Genomic DNA, 14,373 nt, shown 5'->3' with positions numbered 1-14,373 from the left:
AAATAATGAGTGAATTACCAAATGCTCCATTACAAAGAATATTTAAAAAAGCTGGAGAAGCAAAAATTTCAGGTGATGCTAAAACTACTTATGCTGAAGCTGTCGAAGAATATGCATTAGAATTAGCTAAAAAATCTATTGCAGAAGCTAACTCCAACAAAAGAAAAACTGTTAAACCTGAAGATATTAAATCTGTAATTTAACTTCTTATTTTTATTTTATTTTTTTTGAGTATTAATTTGTATTTTATATTTTAATACTCGTTTTTTATTTTTATACTTTTTTTATAGTTATACTTTTTTTATTTTATAATTTTGATTTTTTTTCGAAACATTTATAAACTACAGCTTATATATTTAATATTGTCTAATTTTCTATTTTTATAAATATCTTTAAATTTAAAATATTTTTTCTCTTTTAAGGGTATTTTATCTATTTTTATAGGAAATTAAGATTAATTTTAGTTTATATGGTTTAAATGATAAATATTTTTTTATATGCTTTATAAAACCCTATAAATCATATTATAACAGCAGATACTTTATTAATAGACATTATGTTGGATTTATAATGTTTTTTTATAAAAATGAAATTATAATCAAGCTATTTATAAAGAATATTTGAGCTGAATATAGTTTTTAGTGTTTAAACTAAAGATTATGAAGCTATTTATATCAAGCTATTTATAATTATATTACTATTTATAGTATATTATAATAATCTATTAATCTTATTTTTTTAAGCTGCAGTTATAATATTTGCCGATGGATGGCAAAAGGCCAGATGAAAAAGGAGGTAAATAATATGGCAAATGCAATATATGTTAAATTCGATGTACCTGAAGAAATCGCTAACCAAGCAGAAGAAGCTTTAGAAATCGCAAGAAATACTGGAAAAGTAGCAAAAGGAACTAATGAGGTAACTAAATTCATAGAAAGAGGGGATGCAGCATTAGTATTAATCGCTGAAGATGTTGATCCTGCTGAAATTGTTGCTCACTTACCTGTTCTTGCTGAGGAAAAAGAAATTCCTTATGTATATCTTCCAACTAAAGATGCTGTTGGCGGAGCTGCTGGATTAAAAGTAGGCACTGCATCAGCTGCTATTGTTGAAGCTGGTGATGCTGAACAATTAGTTGCAGAAGTAGTTGAAAAAGTTGAAGAACTTAAAAACTAAAGAACTTATAAATTAAGTTCATTAAATAGCTATTTTTTATTTTAATAACTTATTTTTAATCATTATTTGTTCAATGGATTATTTTGAATTTTAAGTTTTTATTTGCAATTATGTTATTTTAATATTCAATTATTATTTTAATATTTAATCGCTCTTTTAATATTTAATCGTTTTTTTAATGTTTAATTATTCTTCTAATAAGTTAATTATTCTATTTTAAAAGTTATTATTTATTAATACTTAATTATATTATTCATTTATTTTATTAATGTTCATTGGCTTAATTAAAATGACAAAATAAATAGCTATAAACTAATTTTTGGTGATCATAATGGAAGAAGGGACTCCAGCGGAAATCATTGAGGTTTTAAAAAGAACTGGAATGACTGGAGAGGTAATGCAAGTAAAATGCAGAATCCTCGATGGAAGAGATAAAGGTAGAATTTTAACAAGAAATATCATGGGTCCTGTTAGGAAAGGAGATATTTTAATGTTATTAGATACCATTAGGGAAGCTAAAGAAATTAGGACTCCTTAATTAATATTCAAAGGTGTAGAACATGAGAGTATGTTCATTCTGTAAAAAAGAAATAGAAGAAGGAACTGGAAAGATGTATGTGAAAAAAGATGGTTCAATATACTTCTTCTGTAGTAGTAAATGTGAAAAGAACATGATTAAGCTTGGAAGGGCTCCAAGAAAAGTTAAGTGGGTTAAAGAATGAGTGAAAAAAGCTTTGTCATGCTGAAACCTGATGCTGTTTCAAGAAGACTTGTTGGTAAAATTTTAGCACGTTTTGAAGAAAAAGGTCTTCAAATTGTTGCAGTTAAACTTTTACAAATTTCTAAAAACTTAGCAGAAGAACACTATGGTGAACATAAAGATAAACCATTTTTCAATAGCTTAATTGAATATATAACTTCTGCCCCATCACTTGCATTGGTTATTAAAGGTGATGATGTAATTTCTGTAATTAGGAAAATTGTTGGTGCAACTAACCCTAAAGAAGCAGATTTAGGAACTATTCGTGGAGATTTTGCTATGGATATGGGTAGAAATATAATTCATGCATCTGATTCACTGGAATCTGCTAAAAGAGAGATAACTTTATTTTTCAAGGAAAATGAAGTTATTGACTATGATATTAGCGATAACTTATGGATATATGAATAAATGTTTAATTAATCTTAATCATCTTTTAATTTTTAATTATCTTTTAATTTATTATTAGTTATTTTTTAATTATTAGTTGTTTTTTAATTATTTTTTATTTATTTTTTATTTATTTCTGTATGATTTTAGTTTATATTCTATAATTAATCTAAAATTTAGCAATGTCTTAATTTTATCTATCTAAATTTGTTAATTCAAATTAAATCAATAGCTGAAAATATGAAGATTCGTTCACCGATTGTTTCTGTTTTAGGTCATGTAGACCATGGAAAAACCACACTATTAGATTATATAAGGGGTAGTGGTATTGCAGATAAGGAAGCTGGAGGTATTACTCAACATATTGGGGCAACTGAAATTCCTATTGCTACTATCAATGCTATCTGTGGAGATTTCATAAAAAAGCTTTCAATTATTGAAACCATTCCAGGATTGTTTTTTATAGATACTCCTGGTCATGCAGCTTTTACAAGTTTGAGAAAACGTGGAGGATCTTTAGCAGATTTAGCCATTTTAATTTTGGATATTAACGAAGGATTCAAACCTCAAACTTTTGAGGCATTAAATATATTAAAGATGTATAAAACTCCTTTTATTGTTGCAGCTAATAAAATCGATAAGATTTTTGGTTGGGAATCAACTAAAGGTGAATCTTTTTTAAAATCATTTAATACTCAAGCTCAAAGTACAAAGCAAAATTTAGAAAACCTTATTTATGAAATCGTAGGAGTTTTGCATAAAGAAGGTTTTCAAAGTGAACGATTTGATAGAGTTGAAAATTTTGGATCTCAAGTGTCTATTATTCCAATTAGTGCCCAAAGTGGGGAAGGAATAATTGAACTTATAGCAATGCTTTTAGGATTGGCTCAAGAATATCTTACAGAACAGCTTCAAATTGAAGAGTCTGCTCCTGCAAAGGGGAGTGTTTTAGAAATTAAAGAAGAAATTGGATTAGGTGTTACAATTGACACCATTATTTATGATGGAATCCTTAAAAAGGATGATGAAATTCTTTTAATGGAAAAAAATAATATTTTAAAAACTAAAGTCCGTTCTATTTTAAAACCAAACCCTTTAGAGGAAATCAGAGAGTCTAAATCCAATTTTCAAAAAATTGATGAAGTTGTAGCTGCTGCTGGTGTAAAAATTGTTGCTCCAAACCTTGAAAATGTTATTTCTGGATCTCCTATTAGAGTGTTTAAAGAAGGAGAAAATTCAGAAGAAGAAATTTTGAATGAATTAGAGGAGATTGCAATTGATACTGATGATATTGGAGTTTTAGTTAAAGCCGATACATTAGGATCTCTTGAAGCTGTTGTAAATTTGTTAAAAGATTTAGATATTCCAATAAAATCTGCTGATATTGGTGATGTTACTAGAAAAGATATTATCAATGCATCTATTGTTGCAAATGAAGAATCTAAGTATGGTGTAATAATTGCTTTTAATGTTAAGGTTCATTCTAAAGCTGAAGAAGATTTAAATTCTTCTGAAATAAAACTTTTCCAAGGTGATGTGATTTATCAAATTACTGAAGATTATGAAGATTGGATAAAGGAAAATGAAGAAAAACAAAAAGCTCTCTGGATGGATAAGATTATTAAGCCTGCTAAATTTAGAATAATACCTAAGCTCATTTTTAGGCAAAGTAAACCAGCTATTTCTGGTATCGAAGTTTTAAGTGGCACTGTTAAGCAAGGATATCCTATTATGAATCAAGAAGGGATTCCTATTGGTTCTGTTGAAAGTATGCAGGATAAAGGAGATAATTTGCCATCAATAAGTAAAGGTCAAAAAGTTGCAATGGCAATGAAAGAAGCTATTGCTGGAAAAAGCTTTGAAGAAGGAGATACAATATATATTAATATTCCTGAAAAGCATTTTAAAATTTTAGAAAAAGAATTTAAAAATAAATTATCCGAAGACGAATTTGAAACATTGTATAAAATTCGTGATATAAATCGAAAAACCAACCCTGAATGGGGAGAATTAGGTCTTTTTGAAGATTAATTGGTGTTGTTTTAGTTAATTTTTATTTAATTAATTTTTATTTAATTAATTATTATTTAATGCTAATTTATATAATTATTAAAATTTTAATCATATTTTAACTTAGGATGAATAAAGGAGGATTATTATGGTATTTAAAGTTGTTGTTTCAGATAAAGAAACTAGTTACCAAATCGAATCTGATGATTCTGTAAATAGACAATTCCTTGGATTAGCCATTGGTGATACCTTTGATGGTACTTTAGTAGGTTTAGGAGGATACACATTAAAAATCACTGGTGGTAGTGATAAAAATGGTTTTCCAATGAAAAAAGATATTGATGGTCCAAGAAGAATCAAAAGTTTACTTACTGGTGGACTTGGTTACAAACCTAAAGCAGATGGTGTTAAAAGAAGAAAAACTTTAAGGGGCAATACAGTTTCTGATGATATTGTTCAAATTAATACAATTGTTGATGCTGCAGGTAGTAAAACCCTTAAAGAAATATTAAACCCTGAGCCAGAAGTAGAAGAAGATGTTGAAGGGGAAACTTAAGAAAAGTAAATGTTTAATTATTTTTAATATTAATTTTATTCAATATTTTTAAAATGCTTAAATAATTAAATATAATTTAATTAATGCATATATTTATTATCCTAAATCCATTTATTTTTAAATCCATTTATTTTGATTTAATTTTTTATTGTATTAATTTAATTATATAATTAATTTTTTATCATATTGATTTAATTATATAATATTTTAAATATGATGTTTAATAATAGTATTAATATATAAATATTTATTGAAGTTTTTTATTTAAATTTTTTTAATTTTTAATCTTAACAATTTTTAATAAGCAGGTGAATACTTGAAAATACAAGCGGATGTTAACATTGGACTAGTTGGGCATGTTGATCATGGTAAAACTACTCTTACTAAAGCATTATCTGGAGTTTGGACAGATACTCATAGTGAAGAGACTAAAAGGGGAATTTCCATACGTTTAGGGTATGCGGATATAGTTTTTAGAAAATGTCCAGAATGTGTTGAGCCATTGGCATATACAACTTTAGAGGAATGTCCACATTGTGGTGCTAAAACTGAAGTCCTTAGAAAAATATCCTTTGTTGATGCACCTGGACACGAAACTTTAATGGCTACTATGCTTTCTGGTGCAGCTATAATGGATGGGGCAGTTTTAGTGATAGCTGCTAATGAATATTGTCCTCAACCACAAACTAAAGAGCATTTAATGGCTTTAGATGTTATAGGTGTTAAAGATATAATTATAGTTCAAAATAAAATTGATATTGTTTCTAAAGAAAGAGCCATTAAAAGTTATAATGAAATTAAAGAATTTGTTAAAGGAACCAATGCTGAAAATGCCCCAATAATTCCTGTTTCTGCTCAACAGGGAGCTAATATTGATGTTTTAATTGAATCCATTGAAAAACTTATTAAAACTCCAGAAAGAGATGCTAATAAACCTTCAAAAATGTATGTTGCTAGGTCTTTTGATATTAACAAACCAGGTTCTGGTCCAGATAAGCTTCAAGGGGGAGTTATCGGTGGTAGTCTTGTTGAAGGAACCCTTAAAATAGGGGATAAAATTGAAATAAAGCCTGGAATTATTAATAAAAAAGATAAAAATGATTGGGTATCTTTAACTTCTGAAATTATTGGATTAAATGCTGGTGGAAAGGAAGTCGAAGAAGTTGGTCCTGGTGGGCTTATTGGTATTGCTACAAAATTGGATCCATCTCTTACTAAAGCAGATTCATTGTCTGGGTCTGTGGCAGGAAAACCTGGTACACTTCCTGATGTTTTACATAATATTAACATGAAACCACATCTTTTAGAACGTGTTGTTGGTGTAAAAGATGAAACTGATGTTGTTCCTATTAAATTAAAAGAACCTTTAATGATTAATTGTGGAACCACAACTACAATTGGAGTCATAACTGAAGTTAAAAAAACCGTGACTGCTTCTCTAAAATTGCCTGTCTGTGCAGATGTAGGTGATAGAGTAGCTTTAAGTAGGCGAGTAGGAGCAAGATGGAGGCTAATTGGGTATGGAATTATCCAATAACATTTAATTTTTAAGCTTACACTAAAAATTATTAACCCTCTATTAATTATTGTATAATTTATTTTAATTTATAATTTTATTTATTTTAATTATAATTCTATTTATTAATTATGCTTTTATTTATTTTAATCATATTTTTATTTATTTTTAGCAATGCTTTTATTAAACTTTTATTTAAATTTTTATTATTTAACTTAGTGTTTATTATGCCCAAAGATGAGATTATCATTGATACAAATTTTTCATGATTCCCTTTCAGTTTAAAATTGATATTATTGATGAACTGGAAAAAGCCTTTCCAAGATATAATCTTTCCACTCCTAATTTTGTTATTGATGAGTTAGTTGGTTTGAAAAATAATCTTAAAGGTAAAAATAGGGTAAATGCGTCTTTAGCTTTAAAAATAGCTAAATCTAATAAAGTTAATAAGATAAATGGTTATTTGGAAGAAAATGAAGCTGTTGATGATGCTCTTATTAGAATATCTAAAATTTTAGCCACAAATGATAAAAATTTAAGAAATAAGGCAAGAAATAATAATGTGTCTGTAATTTATCTCAGGCAAAAGAAATATTTAGATGTAGATGGATTTATTAAATAATTTATTTAAAATAAATGGTTTAGATTAAAATTTATTTAAAATAAACGGTTTAAATTAATTTTCAAATTATTAAATTATATTATTTATATTTTTACTGAACAAATTTTTCATTTTAAAAATTGGTGATGTTATGAATTTATGGAAAGATTTAGAACCTGGTAATGATGTACCTGAAAGTTTAACAACAATTGTTGAAATTCCTAAAGGGTCTAAAAATAAATATGAATATGAAAAAGACATTGCAGCTTTTGCATTGGACCGTGTTTTACATTCATCTGTAGTTTATCCTGTTGATTATGGATTTATTCCAAGAACAACTTATGATGACGGAGATCCAATGGATATAATGGTTTTAATAGATCAACCAACATTCCCTGGTTGTGTAATTGAATCAAGACCTATTGGTATTATGAAAATGATTGACGGTGGAGATAAGGATTTCAAAATTTTAGCTGTTCCTGTTGATGATCCAAAATATAAAGATGTTAATGATATTTCAGATATTCCTAGCCACACATTAGATGAAATAGCTGAGTTTTTTAAAACTTACAAAAATTTAGAAGGTAAAAAAACCGAAATTTCAGGGTGGGAAGGATCAGAATTTGCTAAAAAAGAAGCTATTCGTTCTATTGAATTGTATAAAGAAAAGTATTAAGTTACTTTTCATTTTTTTAAATTTAAGATTATTTTATTTAATTATAGGTAAAAAATTAAAGAGTGATTTGTTTGTATTATTTATCTCAAATAGAAGATACAGTTAGGATTCCACCATATAGCTTTGAAGATCCTCTTGAAGATGTGGCTATTGAGCAATTAAATGAAAAGTACAATGGTGCTTTTGATAAATCATTAGGTTTATTGGTCAATGTAAGCGAAATATTGGATATTGGTGATGGAAATATTATTATGGGTGATGGTGCATCATATCATAAAGTTATTTTTAGTGCGATTTTTTTCAAACCAGAACTTCATGAAATCATTTATGGTGAGGTTATGGAAATAGCAGATTTTGGAGCATTTATAAGGATTGGACCTATGGATGGTTTAGTTCATGTTTCTCAAGTAACTGATGATTATATCAATTATGATGCTAAAAGAGGGGCTCTTCTTGGTAAAGAATCTAAAAAGTCTCTTGAAGAAGGTAATCTCGTTAAAGCAAGAATTGTTGCTGTGTCATTAAAAGGTGACTCTACTAAAGAAGCTAAAATCGGTCTTACAATGAGACAAAATGGCTTAGGTAGATTAGAATGGATAGAAGAAGCTAAAAATAAAAATAAGAAGAAATAAGAAAAAATAAATAATATTTATTATATGGCATTATATAGTTATTATATTATTCTATGTTATTTTATTTCATATTTTTACTAATTTCATTTTTTATTTATTTCATATTTTTATTTATTTTATAATTTTATTTATTTCATTTTCTTAAGTTATATTACGGGGGTTTAAAATGAGTCAAAAAGCTTGTGTTTCATGCAAAAGAATAAGTTTTAAAGAAAGATGTTCTGTTTGTCATAATCCTACTTCAGATAACTGGAGTGGATTTTTAATTATCATTGACCCTGAAAATTCAGATGTTTCTAAAGAGTTAGGAATAGAATTACCAGGAGAATTTGCTTTAAGAGTTAGATAAATTTTCTTTGCAAATCTCTTTTTAATTATTGTTTATTTTTATTAATTAATTTTTTATATTTAATTTATATCTAATTACATTTAAATTATATTTAATTTATATTTAAGTTATATTTAATTTATATTCCGTTATGTTTATTTTTTAATTTAAAATTTAATTTAGGTTTTATATGTATATTTTAACAAAAAAGTTAAGACATTTATTAAAATCTCCTGTTGGAGAGTTGTATCCTGATTTTAGAGATGCAATTCCTAAGATTAAATCATTCAATTTTATTTTTAGTGTTGGTGATGTTACTACATTGAATCTTATTGAAAATGGTTTAATTCCTGATTTAGCAATTGTGGATAACCATATTCAAAGAGAATCTCATGATAAAAACTTCACTTTCACAGATAATATTTTTAAAATTAAAAATCCTCCTGGAACCATTAAAAAAGTCTTATGGGAAACAGTAGACAAGGCTATTAAGTTATCGGTTGAAAATGATAAACAATTGATAATAGTAGATGGTGAAGAAGATCTTGCTGTACTCCCTGTTATGATAATGGCTCCAGATAATTCCATAGTATTGTATGGGCAGCCAAATGAAGGTTTGGTTCTTGTAGATACTAAAGAAAATAAAAATAATGCCAAAAAATTCTTAAAAATGATGGAAAAAACGGAATAGGTCAATGGAATAAATTAAAATGGAATAAATTCTTTAATGGATTTTTCTAAATTAATTTACACTCATATGTATATTGTTACAAGCTTTATATTGTCTATATTCAATCATTTAAACTTATATTGAATAATTTAATGAATATTTAATAGAATTATATTAAAAAGATTATAAACTTATATTAAGAAGACTATAAAATAATTCAATATAAAAATGTTAATAGATTTTTTGCATTGATAGCAATACATGAGGTTAATTTATTTTAATGACTTGTTTATTTCATTATTTGCTTTAGCAATATTTTTTTAATATTTTTTGGTCAAGGTTTTTTAATTTTAAATTTAGATAATTTTTAGAAAATTTATTTTCTAATTTTAAAAATGTATTAAGTTTAAGGAGCTTAATTATGGATATTCAAATTATTGAAGAAAAAGAAAATAAAGTATTAAAACGAAAAGAAATCAAATTTGATAGTATATATACTGGTGAAGCTACACCTACCATATTATCAGTTAAAAGTAAATTAGTTTCATTATTAAATTCTAAAAAAGATTTATTAGTTGTAGACATTCTTCAACCTAATTTTGGTGAAGCAAAAGCTGCAGGATATGCTAAAATCTACGACTCAGTCGAAGCATTAAATGATATTGAAACTGAACATGTTATAGAAAAAAATAAAGGTGAAGAACCTCCTGTTGAAGAAAAAAAAGAGGAAGAAGTAGTTGAAGATACTACAGAAGAATTCTCAAGTGATGATGCGGAGCAAGAAGAGCCTGTTGAAACTGAAGCTATAGAAGAAGAATCTAAAGATGGGGATGATTAAGTATGAAAATATCAAATCTTTATAAAGTTGATGGAGATAAAATCACAAGAAAAAACAAAATCTGTCCTCGTTGTGGTAATGGTGTCTTTATGGCTGACCATGGTGACAGATATGCCTGTGGCAAATGTGGTTACACAGAAATTAAAAAATGATTAATTGTATTCTTATTAATTTTTAATTATTTTTTACTATTTTTATTCTTTTTTCATTTCTAATTCTTTTTTTACTTATTTTTGAGTTTTTTTATCATTTATTTTTTTATTAAATTTTATTAATCATTTATTTAAAGCTATTTATATTTTTAATTTTTTATCCTTATTTTTTATAATCTTCTCAGTAAACAAATTCTAATAAATTTTAAAAAAATTAATTGAATAATTAATAAATTAAATAATAATAATAATAATAATAATTAATTATTTGTTCATTTACTTTCTGTTATTCCAATAATTATTGGCTTTCCACCAGTTTCATAAATTTCTTTCATTTTTTGGATTTCGAAAACATATGATTTACCTACTTCAATAGTTTCAACATTTTTTAAAAGATCCTTTGTAGTATAGAAGTTTTTGTAGTGGTCTGTTTCAATTTCATACACTGTTCCATTGTATTTTTTGTTATAACCTAAATTAGTAATATTTATGACTGTTCCATTTACTTCTCCAGGAGAATTTAACCTTTCTTTTTCTGCTATATTGTTGAAATGAATAACTGTAAGTCCTGCTATTATGATAATAACAATAGCTAAAATAATATAAAGTATTTTTTTATTCATGATTTCACCATAGGATTTATTTATTTTAGTATATTTATAAAATATTTATTATAGAGATTATAGGAAATTTACAAATATATTAAATTTCTTATTTTTGGACTTTATTAAATATATATTTATTATAACATTATTAAATATTAAGTTATTATATTTATTACCATTTATATTTATATGTAATTAGATATATATTATTATATGTTTTAAATGAAATTATTTTAGGGAAATTAATTTAGATTAAATTTTTTAAAGTTAAAATTTATATAAGTGTTTTTTTATGAAAGAAGTTAAAATCTTGGTTGAGGCATTACCTTATATCGAACAATTTCACAAAAAGAAGATCATGATTAAATATGGTGGTCATGCAATGATAGATGAAGAATCTACATCATCTACAGCTCGTGATACTGCTTTGTTAAATTATGTTGGTATGGAACCTGTTGTTGTTCATGGTGGGGGACCAGATATTTCTCGACATATGGAATTATTAGGTAAAAAACCTAAATTTTTCAAAGGTTTACGTATTACTGATGAAGAGACTATGGAAATTGTTAAAATGGTTTTAATTGGTAATATTAATACAAACATAGTTTCTAAATTAGGTTTACATGGTGCAAAAGCCGTTGGAATTTCAGGTAAAGACAGTAATTTAGTTCAAGCATATAAAAAACCACCTCACAAAGTTACTGACGATGAAACAGGTGAGGAAAAAGAAGTAGATTTAGGCTTAGTTGGTGAAATCAAATCTATTAACACAGAATTAATTGAAATGCTAACATCTAATAATTATATTCCTGTTATTTCTCCTTTAGGCATTGATTCAAATGGAGATACTTTAAATCTTAATGCTGACACCGTTGCAGGAGAGTTAGGAGCTAAAATTAATGCTGAAAAATTAATTATCCTTACTGATGTTTCAGGTGTTTTAAAAGATCCAAATGATCCAGATTCATTAATAAAACGGATAAAAATCAGTGAAATTCCTAGCTTAATTGATGATGGGATTATTACTGGAGGGATGATTCCAAAAATAGAAAATTGTGCCAAAGCCATTGAAGGTGGGGTTAAATCTGCACATATCATTGATGGTAGAGTTGAACACTCTCTTTTGATTGAAATTTTTACTAACCAAGGAATTGGAACAATGATTGTTAAATAATTTTAATATTTATCTTTTTTTTACTTTTTTATTTTTTTTATTTACTCCTATTTTTTTTATTTTTTTACTTTTTTCATTTATTTTTATTTTTTTTATTTTTTTACTTTTTTCATTTATTTTTATTTTTTTTATTTTTTTCGTTTGTGTTGTATATATGGCTCTATTTTTTTGATTTATAGATTATCTAATTCTTTAATAATTTCTGTAGTCATTTCATTGGTTTTGTTAGTTCCACCTAAGTCTGGTGTTTGTATTTTTCCATGTTTTAAAACATTTTCAACAGCTATTTGTATTTTATTTGCAACATATTCTTCTTTTAAAAAATCTAGCATCATTGCTATTGATAATATTGTAGCTACTGGATTTGAGATATTTTTTCCAGCAATATCTGGTGCAGAACCATGAACTGGTTCAAATAATCCATTTTTATCTCCAATATTTCCAGAAGGAAGTAAACCAAGTCCACCTACTAATCCTGCAGCTTCATCTGATAAAATATCTCCAAATAAATTTGTGGTGACTATTACATCAAATTCTTTAGGTTTTGTAACTAAAAACATAGCCATTGCATCTACATAATAGTCATTTGCATTAATATCTGGATAATTTTTAGCTATTTTATAAAAAGATTCTTTAAATAATCCATCTGTAAGTTTTAAGACATTTGCTTTATGTATACAGCTTACACTTTTTTTATTATATTTTTTAGCTATTTCAAATCCGAATTTTGAAATTCTTTCACTTGCCTTTCTTGTTATTTGCCTTTGTGCAATGGCTTCATTTTCATATAATGATTCCACTTGGCAATAAAGTCCTTCTGTATTTTCTCTAATGATTAAAAAGTCAATATTGGGTTTTATTGATTTTGTACCATTAAATGATTTTACAGGTCTTAAATTACAATATAAGTCTAATGATTTTCTAAGGCGTAATATTGGGCTTTTTTCCCCAGCCACACTTGTGATTGCACCAAATAATGTTGCATCAGATTTTTTAGCACTTTTTACAGTCTCCTCAGGTATAGTTGTCCCAGTTTTTTCAAATGTTTCTAAACCTGCTTCTGCTTCAATGTAATTAATATTTAAGTCTAAATGGTCTAAAATAGCTATTCCCGCATTAATAACTTCTTTTCCTATTCCATCTCCAGCTATTGTGGTAATATTGTACATTTTTTTTCCTAAGAGATTTATAAAATTTTTTGCAATGTTCCTTTAACAGTTTATAAAACCTTTACTTTTTTAATTTTTTATATAACTATTTTAAATTATTTTAATATTATTTTAAATTTTAATATTATTTTATAAGTATTTTTTTATTTAATTTTAGTTTTTTGATTTTTTTTGTTCGTTTTGTTTTGGAGAAAATTATTTAAACTACCAGAACAAATATATAGTTAAAATATATGAAATATATAAATTAATTTAATTTAATCAATTAAGATTTAATCAATTAATATTTAATTAATACTAAATTGATTATTATAAATACATAGTGATATCTATAAATTAAATTAATATTAATCAAATTTTTCTTGGAAGTGTTATTTATGGTAAAAACTATTGCAGAATTAATAGAATGTTTAAAAAATGAAGATGAATTTCTTGTAGAAGAAACAAAAGTGTTACTTGAAAGTAGATCAGATGAAGCTGTTGAACCATTGATTGATGCATTAAAAAATAATCCTAATAAAGATATTAAAATTGGAGCAGCAAATATCTTAGGTTTTATTGGTGATGATAAAGCTATTCCTGCATTAATTTCTGCATTAGGTGATTTAAATAAATTTGTTAGGAGAGAATCTTCAACTGCTTTGACTAAAATGGGATCTTCTGCTGTTAAACCATTAATTGCTGTTTTGGACGATGATGATTGGAAGGTAAGAGGAGCAGCTGCTTGGGCTTTAGGAAGTTTAGGTGATGATAACGTCGTTGACCCACTTACAAAATTATTAGATGATGAAAGTGGTTTTGTTAAAAGAGGAGCCAAATACTCTATTGATAAAATAAATGGAGAATAGTTCTATTTTTTATAATTTTTTTTTAATTTTACTTTAACTTTATTTTAATTTTATTTATTTTAATTTTATTTATTTTAGTTTTATTTATTTTTATTTAGATTTTTAATTTAGTTTTTTATTCAGTTTATCTTTTATTTCAGATATTTTATTTTTTTTAAATTTTCCTTATTTTCTTCATTTTTTTAATTAAATTTTTTTCATTTTTTTTTATTTTTTTTAAAAATTTTTTAATTATAAATATATTTTAACTATTTTTTTGAAAATTTTTCATT

The 14,373-nt window shown here is 25.8% G+C and carries 19 protein-coding genes; 17 read left to right on the top strand and 2 right to left on the bottom strand.

What is annotated here, in order from left to right:
- Positions 1-5 precede the first annotated feature (5 nt).
- The 15 genes from MBCUR_RS03830 (at position 6) to MBCUR_RS03760 (ending at position 10,305) form a co-directional block, all read left to right on the top strand.
- Positions 6-203, top strand: a complete 198-nt coding sequence (locus MBCUR_RS03830; RefSeq protein WP_067090400.1) for a histone family protein — start codon at positions 6-8, stop codon at positions 201-203.
- 601 nt (positions 204-804) lie between these two features.
- The gene (gene rpl7ae, locus MBCUR_RS03825) at positions 805-1,176 is read left to right on the top strand and encodes a 50S ribosomal protein L7Ae (RefSeq protein WP_067090396.1); all 372 of its coding nucleotides are present in this window, start codon (positions 805-807) and stop codon (positions 1,174-1,176) included.
- A 331-nt stretch (positions 1,177-1,507) separates the two neighbouring features.
- Entirely contained in the window at positions 1,508-1,714 is a 207-nt protein-coding gene (locus tag MBCUR_RS03820) for a 30S ribosomal protein S28e (protein WP_067090393.1), read from the top strand.
- 22 nt (positions 1,715-1,736) lie between these two features.
- Positions 1,737-1,898, top strand: coding sequence for a 50S ribosomal protein L24e (locus MBCUR_RS03815; protein ID WP_067090390.1), 162 nt, complete (start codon positions 1,737-1,739; stop codon positions 1,896-1,898).
- The gene (gene ndk / locus MBCUR_RS03810) at positions 1,895-2,347 is read left to right on the top strand and encodes a nucleoside-diphosphate kinase (protein WP_067090387.1); all 453 of its coding nucleotides are present in this window, start codon (positions 1,895-1,897) and stop codon (positions 2,345-2,347) included. Before MBCUR_RS03815 ends, ndk begins: the two co-directional genes overlap by 4 nt.
- A 219-nt stretch (positions 2,348-2,566) precedes the next feature.
- The gene (infB, locus tag MBCUR_RS03805) at positions 2,567-4,357 is read left to right on the top strand and encodes a translation initiation factor IF-2 (RefSeq protein ID WP_067090384.1); all 1,791 of its coding nucleotides are present in this window, start codon (positions 2,567-2,569) and stop codon (positions 4,355-4,357) included.
- 127 nt (positions 4,358-4,484) lie between these two features.
- Positions 4,485-4,892 carry a 30S ribosomal protein S6e gene (locus tag MBCUR_RS03800; RefSeq protein WP_067090381.1) on the top strand — a complete coding sequence of 136 codons (408 nt, stop codon included), beginning with the start codon at positions 4,485-4,487 and terminating at the stop codon, positions 4,890-4,892.
- A 316-nt stretch (positions 4,893-5,208) separates the two neighbouring features.
- The gene (locus tag MBCUR_RS03795; RefSeq protein WP_067090379.1) at positions 5,209-6,429 is read left to right on the top strand and encodes a translation initiation factor IF-2 subunit gamma; all 1,221 of its coding nucleotides are present in this window, start codon (positions 5,209-5,211) and stop codon (positions 6,427-6,429) included.
- A 244-nt stretch (positions 6,430-6,673) separates the two neighbouring features.
- The gene (locus MBCUR_RS03790) at positions 6,674-7,030 is read left to right on the top strand and encodes a type II toxin-antitoxin system VapC family toxin (RefSeq protein WP_067090376.1); all 357 of its coding nucleotides are present in this window, start codon (positions 6,674-6,676) and stop codon (positions 7,028-7,030) included.
- A gap of 130 nt (positions 7,031-7,160) precedes the next feature.
- Positions 7,161-7,685 (top strand): inorganic diphosphatase, encoded by a 525-nt coding sequence (locus MBCUR_RS03785; RefSeq protein ID WP_067090373.1) that lies wholly within the window; start codon positions 7,161-7,163, stop codon positions 7,683-7,685.
- 71 nt (positions 7,686-7,756) lie between these two features.
- Positions 7,757-8,317, top strand: a complete 561-nt coding sequence (locus MBCUR_RS03780; RefSeq protein ID WP_067090370.1) for a DNA-directed RNA polymerase — start codon at positions 7,757-7,759, stop codon at positions 8,315-8,317.
- Positions 8,318-8,483: 166 nt separating this feature from the next.
- On the top strand, positions 8,484-8,666 hold the full coding sequence (gene spt4, locus MBCUR_RS03775; protein WP_067090367.1) for a transcription elongation factor subunit Spt4: 183 nt from the start codon (positions 8,484-8,486) through the stop codon (positions 8,664-8,666).
- Positions 8,667-8,835: 169 nt separating this feature from the next.
- Positions 8,836-9,336: a GTP-dependent dephospho-CoA kinase family protein gene (locus MBCUR_RS03770; protein WP_067090365.1), complete on the top strand. Its 501-nt coding sequence runs from the start codon at positions 8,836-8,838 to the stop codon at positions 9,334-9,336.
- 400 nt (positions 9,337-9,736) lie between these two features.
- Positions 9,737-10,153 carry a 30S ribosomal protein S24e gene (locus MBCUR_RS10795; RefSeq protein ID WP_067090361.1) on the top strand — a complete coding sequence of 139 codons (417 nt, stop codon included), beginning with the start codon at positions 9,737-9,739 and terminating at the stop codon, positions 10,151-10,153.
- Positions 10,154-10,155: 2 nt separating this feature from the next.
- On the top strand, positions 10,156-10,305 hold the full coding sequence (locus MBCUR_RS03760; protein ID WP_067090358.1) for a 30S ribosomal protein S27ae: 150 nt from the start codon (positions 10,156-10,158) through the stop codon (positions 10,303-10,305).
- A 272-nt stretch (positions 10,306-10,577) separates the two neighbouring features.
- Here the strand turns inward: MBCUR_RS03760 and MBCUR_RS03755 are convergent, their stop codons facing one another.
- Positions 10,578-10,928 (bottom strand): hypothetical protein, encoded by a 351-nt coding sequence (locus MBCUR_RS03755; protein WP_067090356.1) that lies wholly within the window; start codon positions 10,926-10,928, stop codon positions 10,578-10,580.
- 274 nt (positions 10,929-11,202) lie between these two features.
- Between MBCUR_RS03755 and argB the strand changes: the two genes are divergently transcribed.
- A complete protein-coding gene (argB, locus tag MBCUR_RS03750; protein ID WP_067090352.1) occupies positions 11,203-12,084 on the top strand; it encodes an acetylglutamate kinase in 882 nt (293 codons plus the stop codon).
- Between the two features lie 173 nt (positions 12,085-12,257).
- Here argB and aksF read toward each other — a convergent pair whose 3' ends face one another.
- Positions 12,258-13,253: a homoisocitrate dehydrogenase gene (gene aksF, locus MBCUR_RS03745; RefSeq protein WP_067090349.1), complete on the bottom strand. Its 996-nt coding sequence runs from the start codon at positions 13,251-13,253 to the stop codon at positions 12,258-12,260.
- Between the two features lie 377 nt (positions 13,254-13,630).
- Here aksF and MBCUR_RS03740 point away from each other — a divergent pair, with 377 nt between their 5' ends.
- Positions 13,631-14,101, top strand: a complete 471-nt coding sequence (locus MBCUR_RS03740) for a HEAT repeat domain-containing protein (protein ID WP_067090347.1) — start codon at positions 13,631-13,633, stop codon at positions 14,099-14,101.
- The last annotated feature ends 272 nt before the right edge of the window (positions 14,102-14,373 follow it).

The sequence above is a fragment of the Methanobrevibacter curvatus genome (assembly GCF_001639295.1).
Taxonomy (GTDB): domain Archaea; phylum Methanobacteriota; class Methanobacteria; order Methanobacteriales; family Methanobacteriaceae; genus Methanoflexus; species Methanoflexus curvatus.
The sequence above is the reverse complement of the archived record's forward strand: the minus strand, read 5'-3'. Positions and strand labels throughout refer to the sequence as shown.

What these genes read in the sequence shown, in the direction of transcription:
- MBCUR_RS03790 (WP_067090376.1), top strand. Translation starts at nt 6,674, where the DNA reads ATGATTCCCTTTCAGTTTAAAATTGATATTATTGATGAACTGGAAAAA.
- rpl7ae (WP_067090396.1), top strand. Translation starts at nt 805, where the DNA reads ATGGCAAATGCAATATATGTTAAATTCGATGTACCTGAAGAAATCGCT.
- spt4 (WP_067090367.1), top strand. Translation starts at nt 8,484, where the DNA reads ATGAGTCAAAAAGCTTGTGTTTCATGCAAAAGAATAAGTTTTAAAGAA.
- aksF (WP_067090349.1), bottom strand. Translation starts at nt 13,253, where the DNA reads ATGTACAATATTACCACAATAGCTGGAGATGGAATAGGAAAAGAAGTT.
- infB (WP_067090384.1), top strand. Translation starts at nt 2,567, where the DNA reads ATGAAGATTCGTTCACCGATTGTTTCTGTTTTAGGTCATGTAGACCAT.
- ndk (WP_067090387.1), top strand. Translation starts at nt 1,895, where the DNA reads ATGAGTGAAAAAAGCTTTGTCATGCTGAAACCTGATGCTGTTTCAAGA.
- MBCUR_RS03800 (WP_067090381.1), top strand. Translation starts at nt 4,485, where the DNA reads ATGGTATTTAAAGTTGTTGTTTCAGATAAAGAAACTAGTTACCAAATC.
- MBCUR_RS10795 (WP_067090361.1), top strand. Translation starts at nt 9,737, where the DNA reads ATGGATATTCAAATTATTGAAGAAAAAGAAAATAAAGTATTAAAACGA.
- MBCUR_RS03770 (WP_067090365.1), top strand. Translation starts at nt 8,836, where the DNA reads ATGTATATTTTAACAAAAAAGTTAAGACATTTATTAAAATCTCCTGTT.
- MBCUR_RS03755 (WP_067090356.1), bottom strand. Translation starts at nt 10,928, where the DNA reads ATGAATAAAAAAATACTTTATATTATTTTAGCTATTGTTATTATCATA.
- MBCUR_RS03815 (WP_067090390.1), top strand. Translation starts at nt 1,737, where the DNA reads ATGAGAGTATGTTCATTCTGTAAAAAAGAAATAGAAGAAGGAACTGGA.
- MBCUR_RS03820 (WP_067090393.1), top strand. Translation starts at nt 1,508, where the DNA reads ATGGAAGAAGGGACTCCAGCGGAAATCATTGAGGTTTTAAAAAGAACT.
- MBCUR_RS03740 (WP_067090347.1), top strand. Translation starts at nt 13,631, where the DNA reads ATGGTAAAAACTATTGCAGAATTAATAGAATGTTTAAAAAATGAAGAT.
- argB (WP_067090352.1), top strand. Translation starts at nt 11,203, where the DNA reads ATGAAAGAAGTTAAAATCTTGGTTGAGGCATTACCTTATATCGAACAA.
- MBCUR_RS03785 (WP_067090373.1), top strand. Translation starts at nt 7,161, where the DNA reads ATGAATTTATGGAAAGATTTAGAACCTGGTAATGATGTACCTGAAAGT.
- MBCUR_RS03760 (WP_067090358.1), top strand. Translation starts at nt 10,156, where the DNA reads ATGAAAATATCAAATCTTTATAAAGTTGATGGAGATAAAATCACAAGA.
- MBCUR_RS03830 (WP_067090400.1), top strand. Translation starts at nt 6, where the DNA reads ATGAGTGAATTACCAAATGCTCCATTACAAAGAATATTTAAAAAAGCT.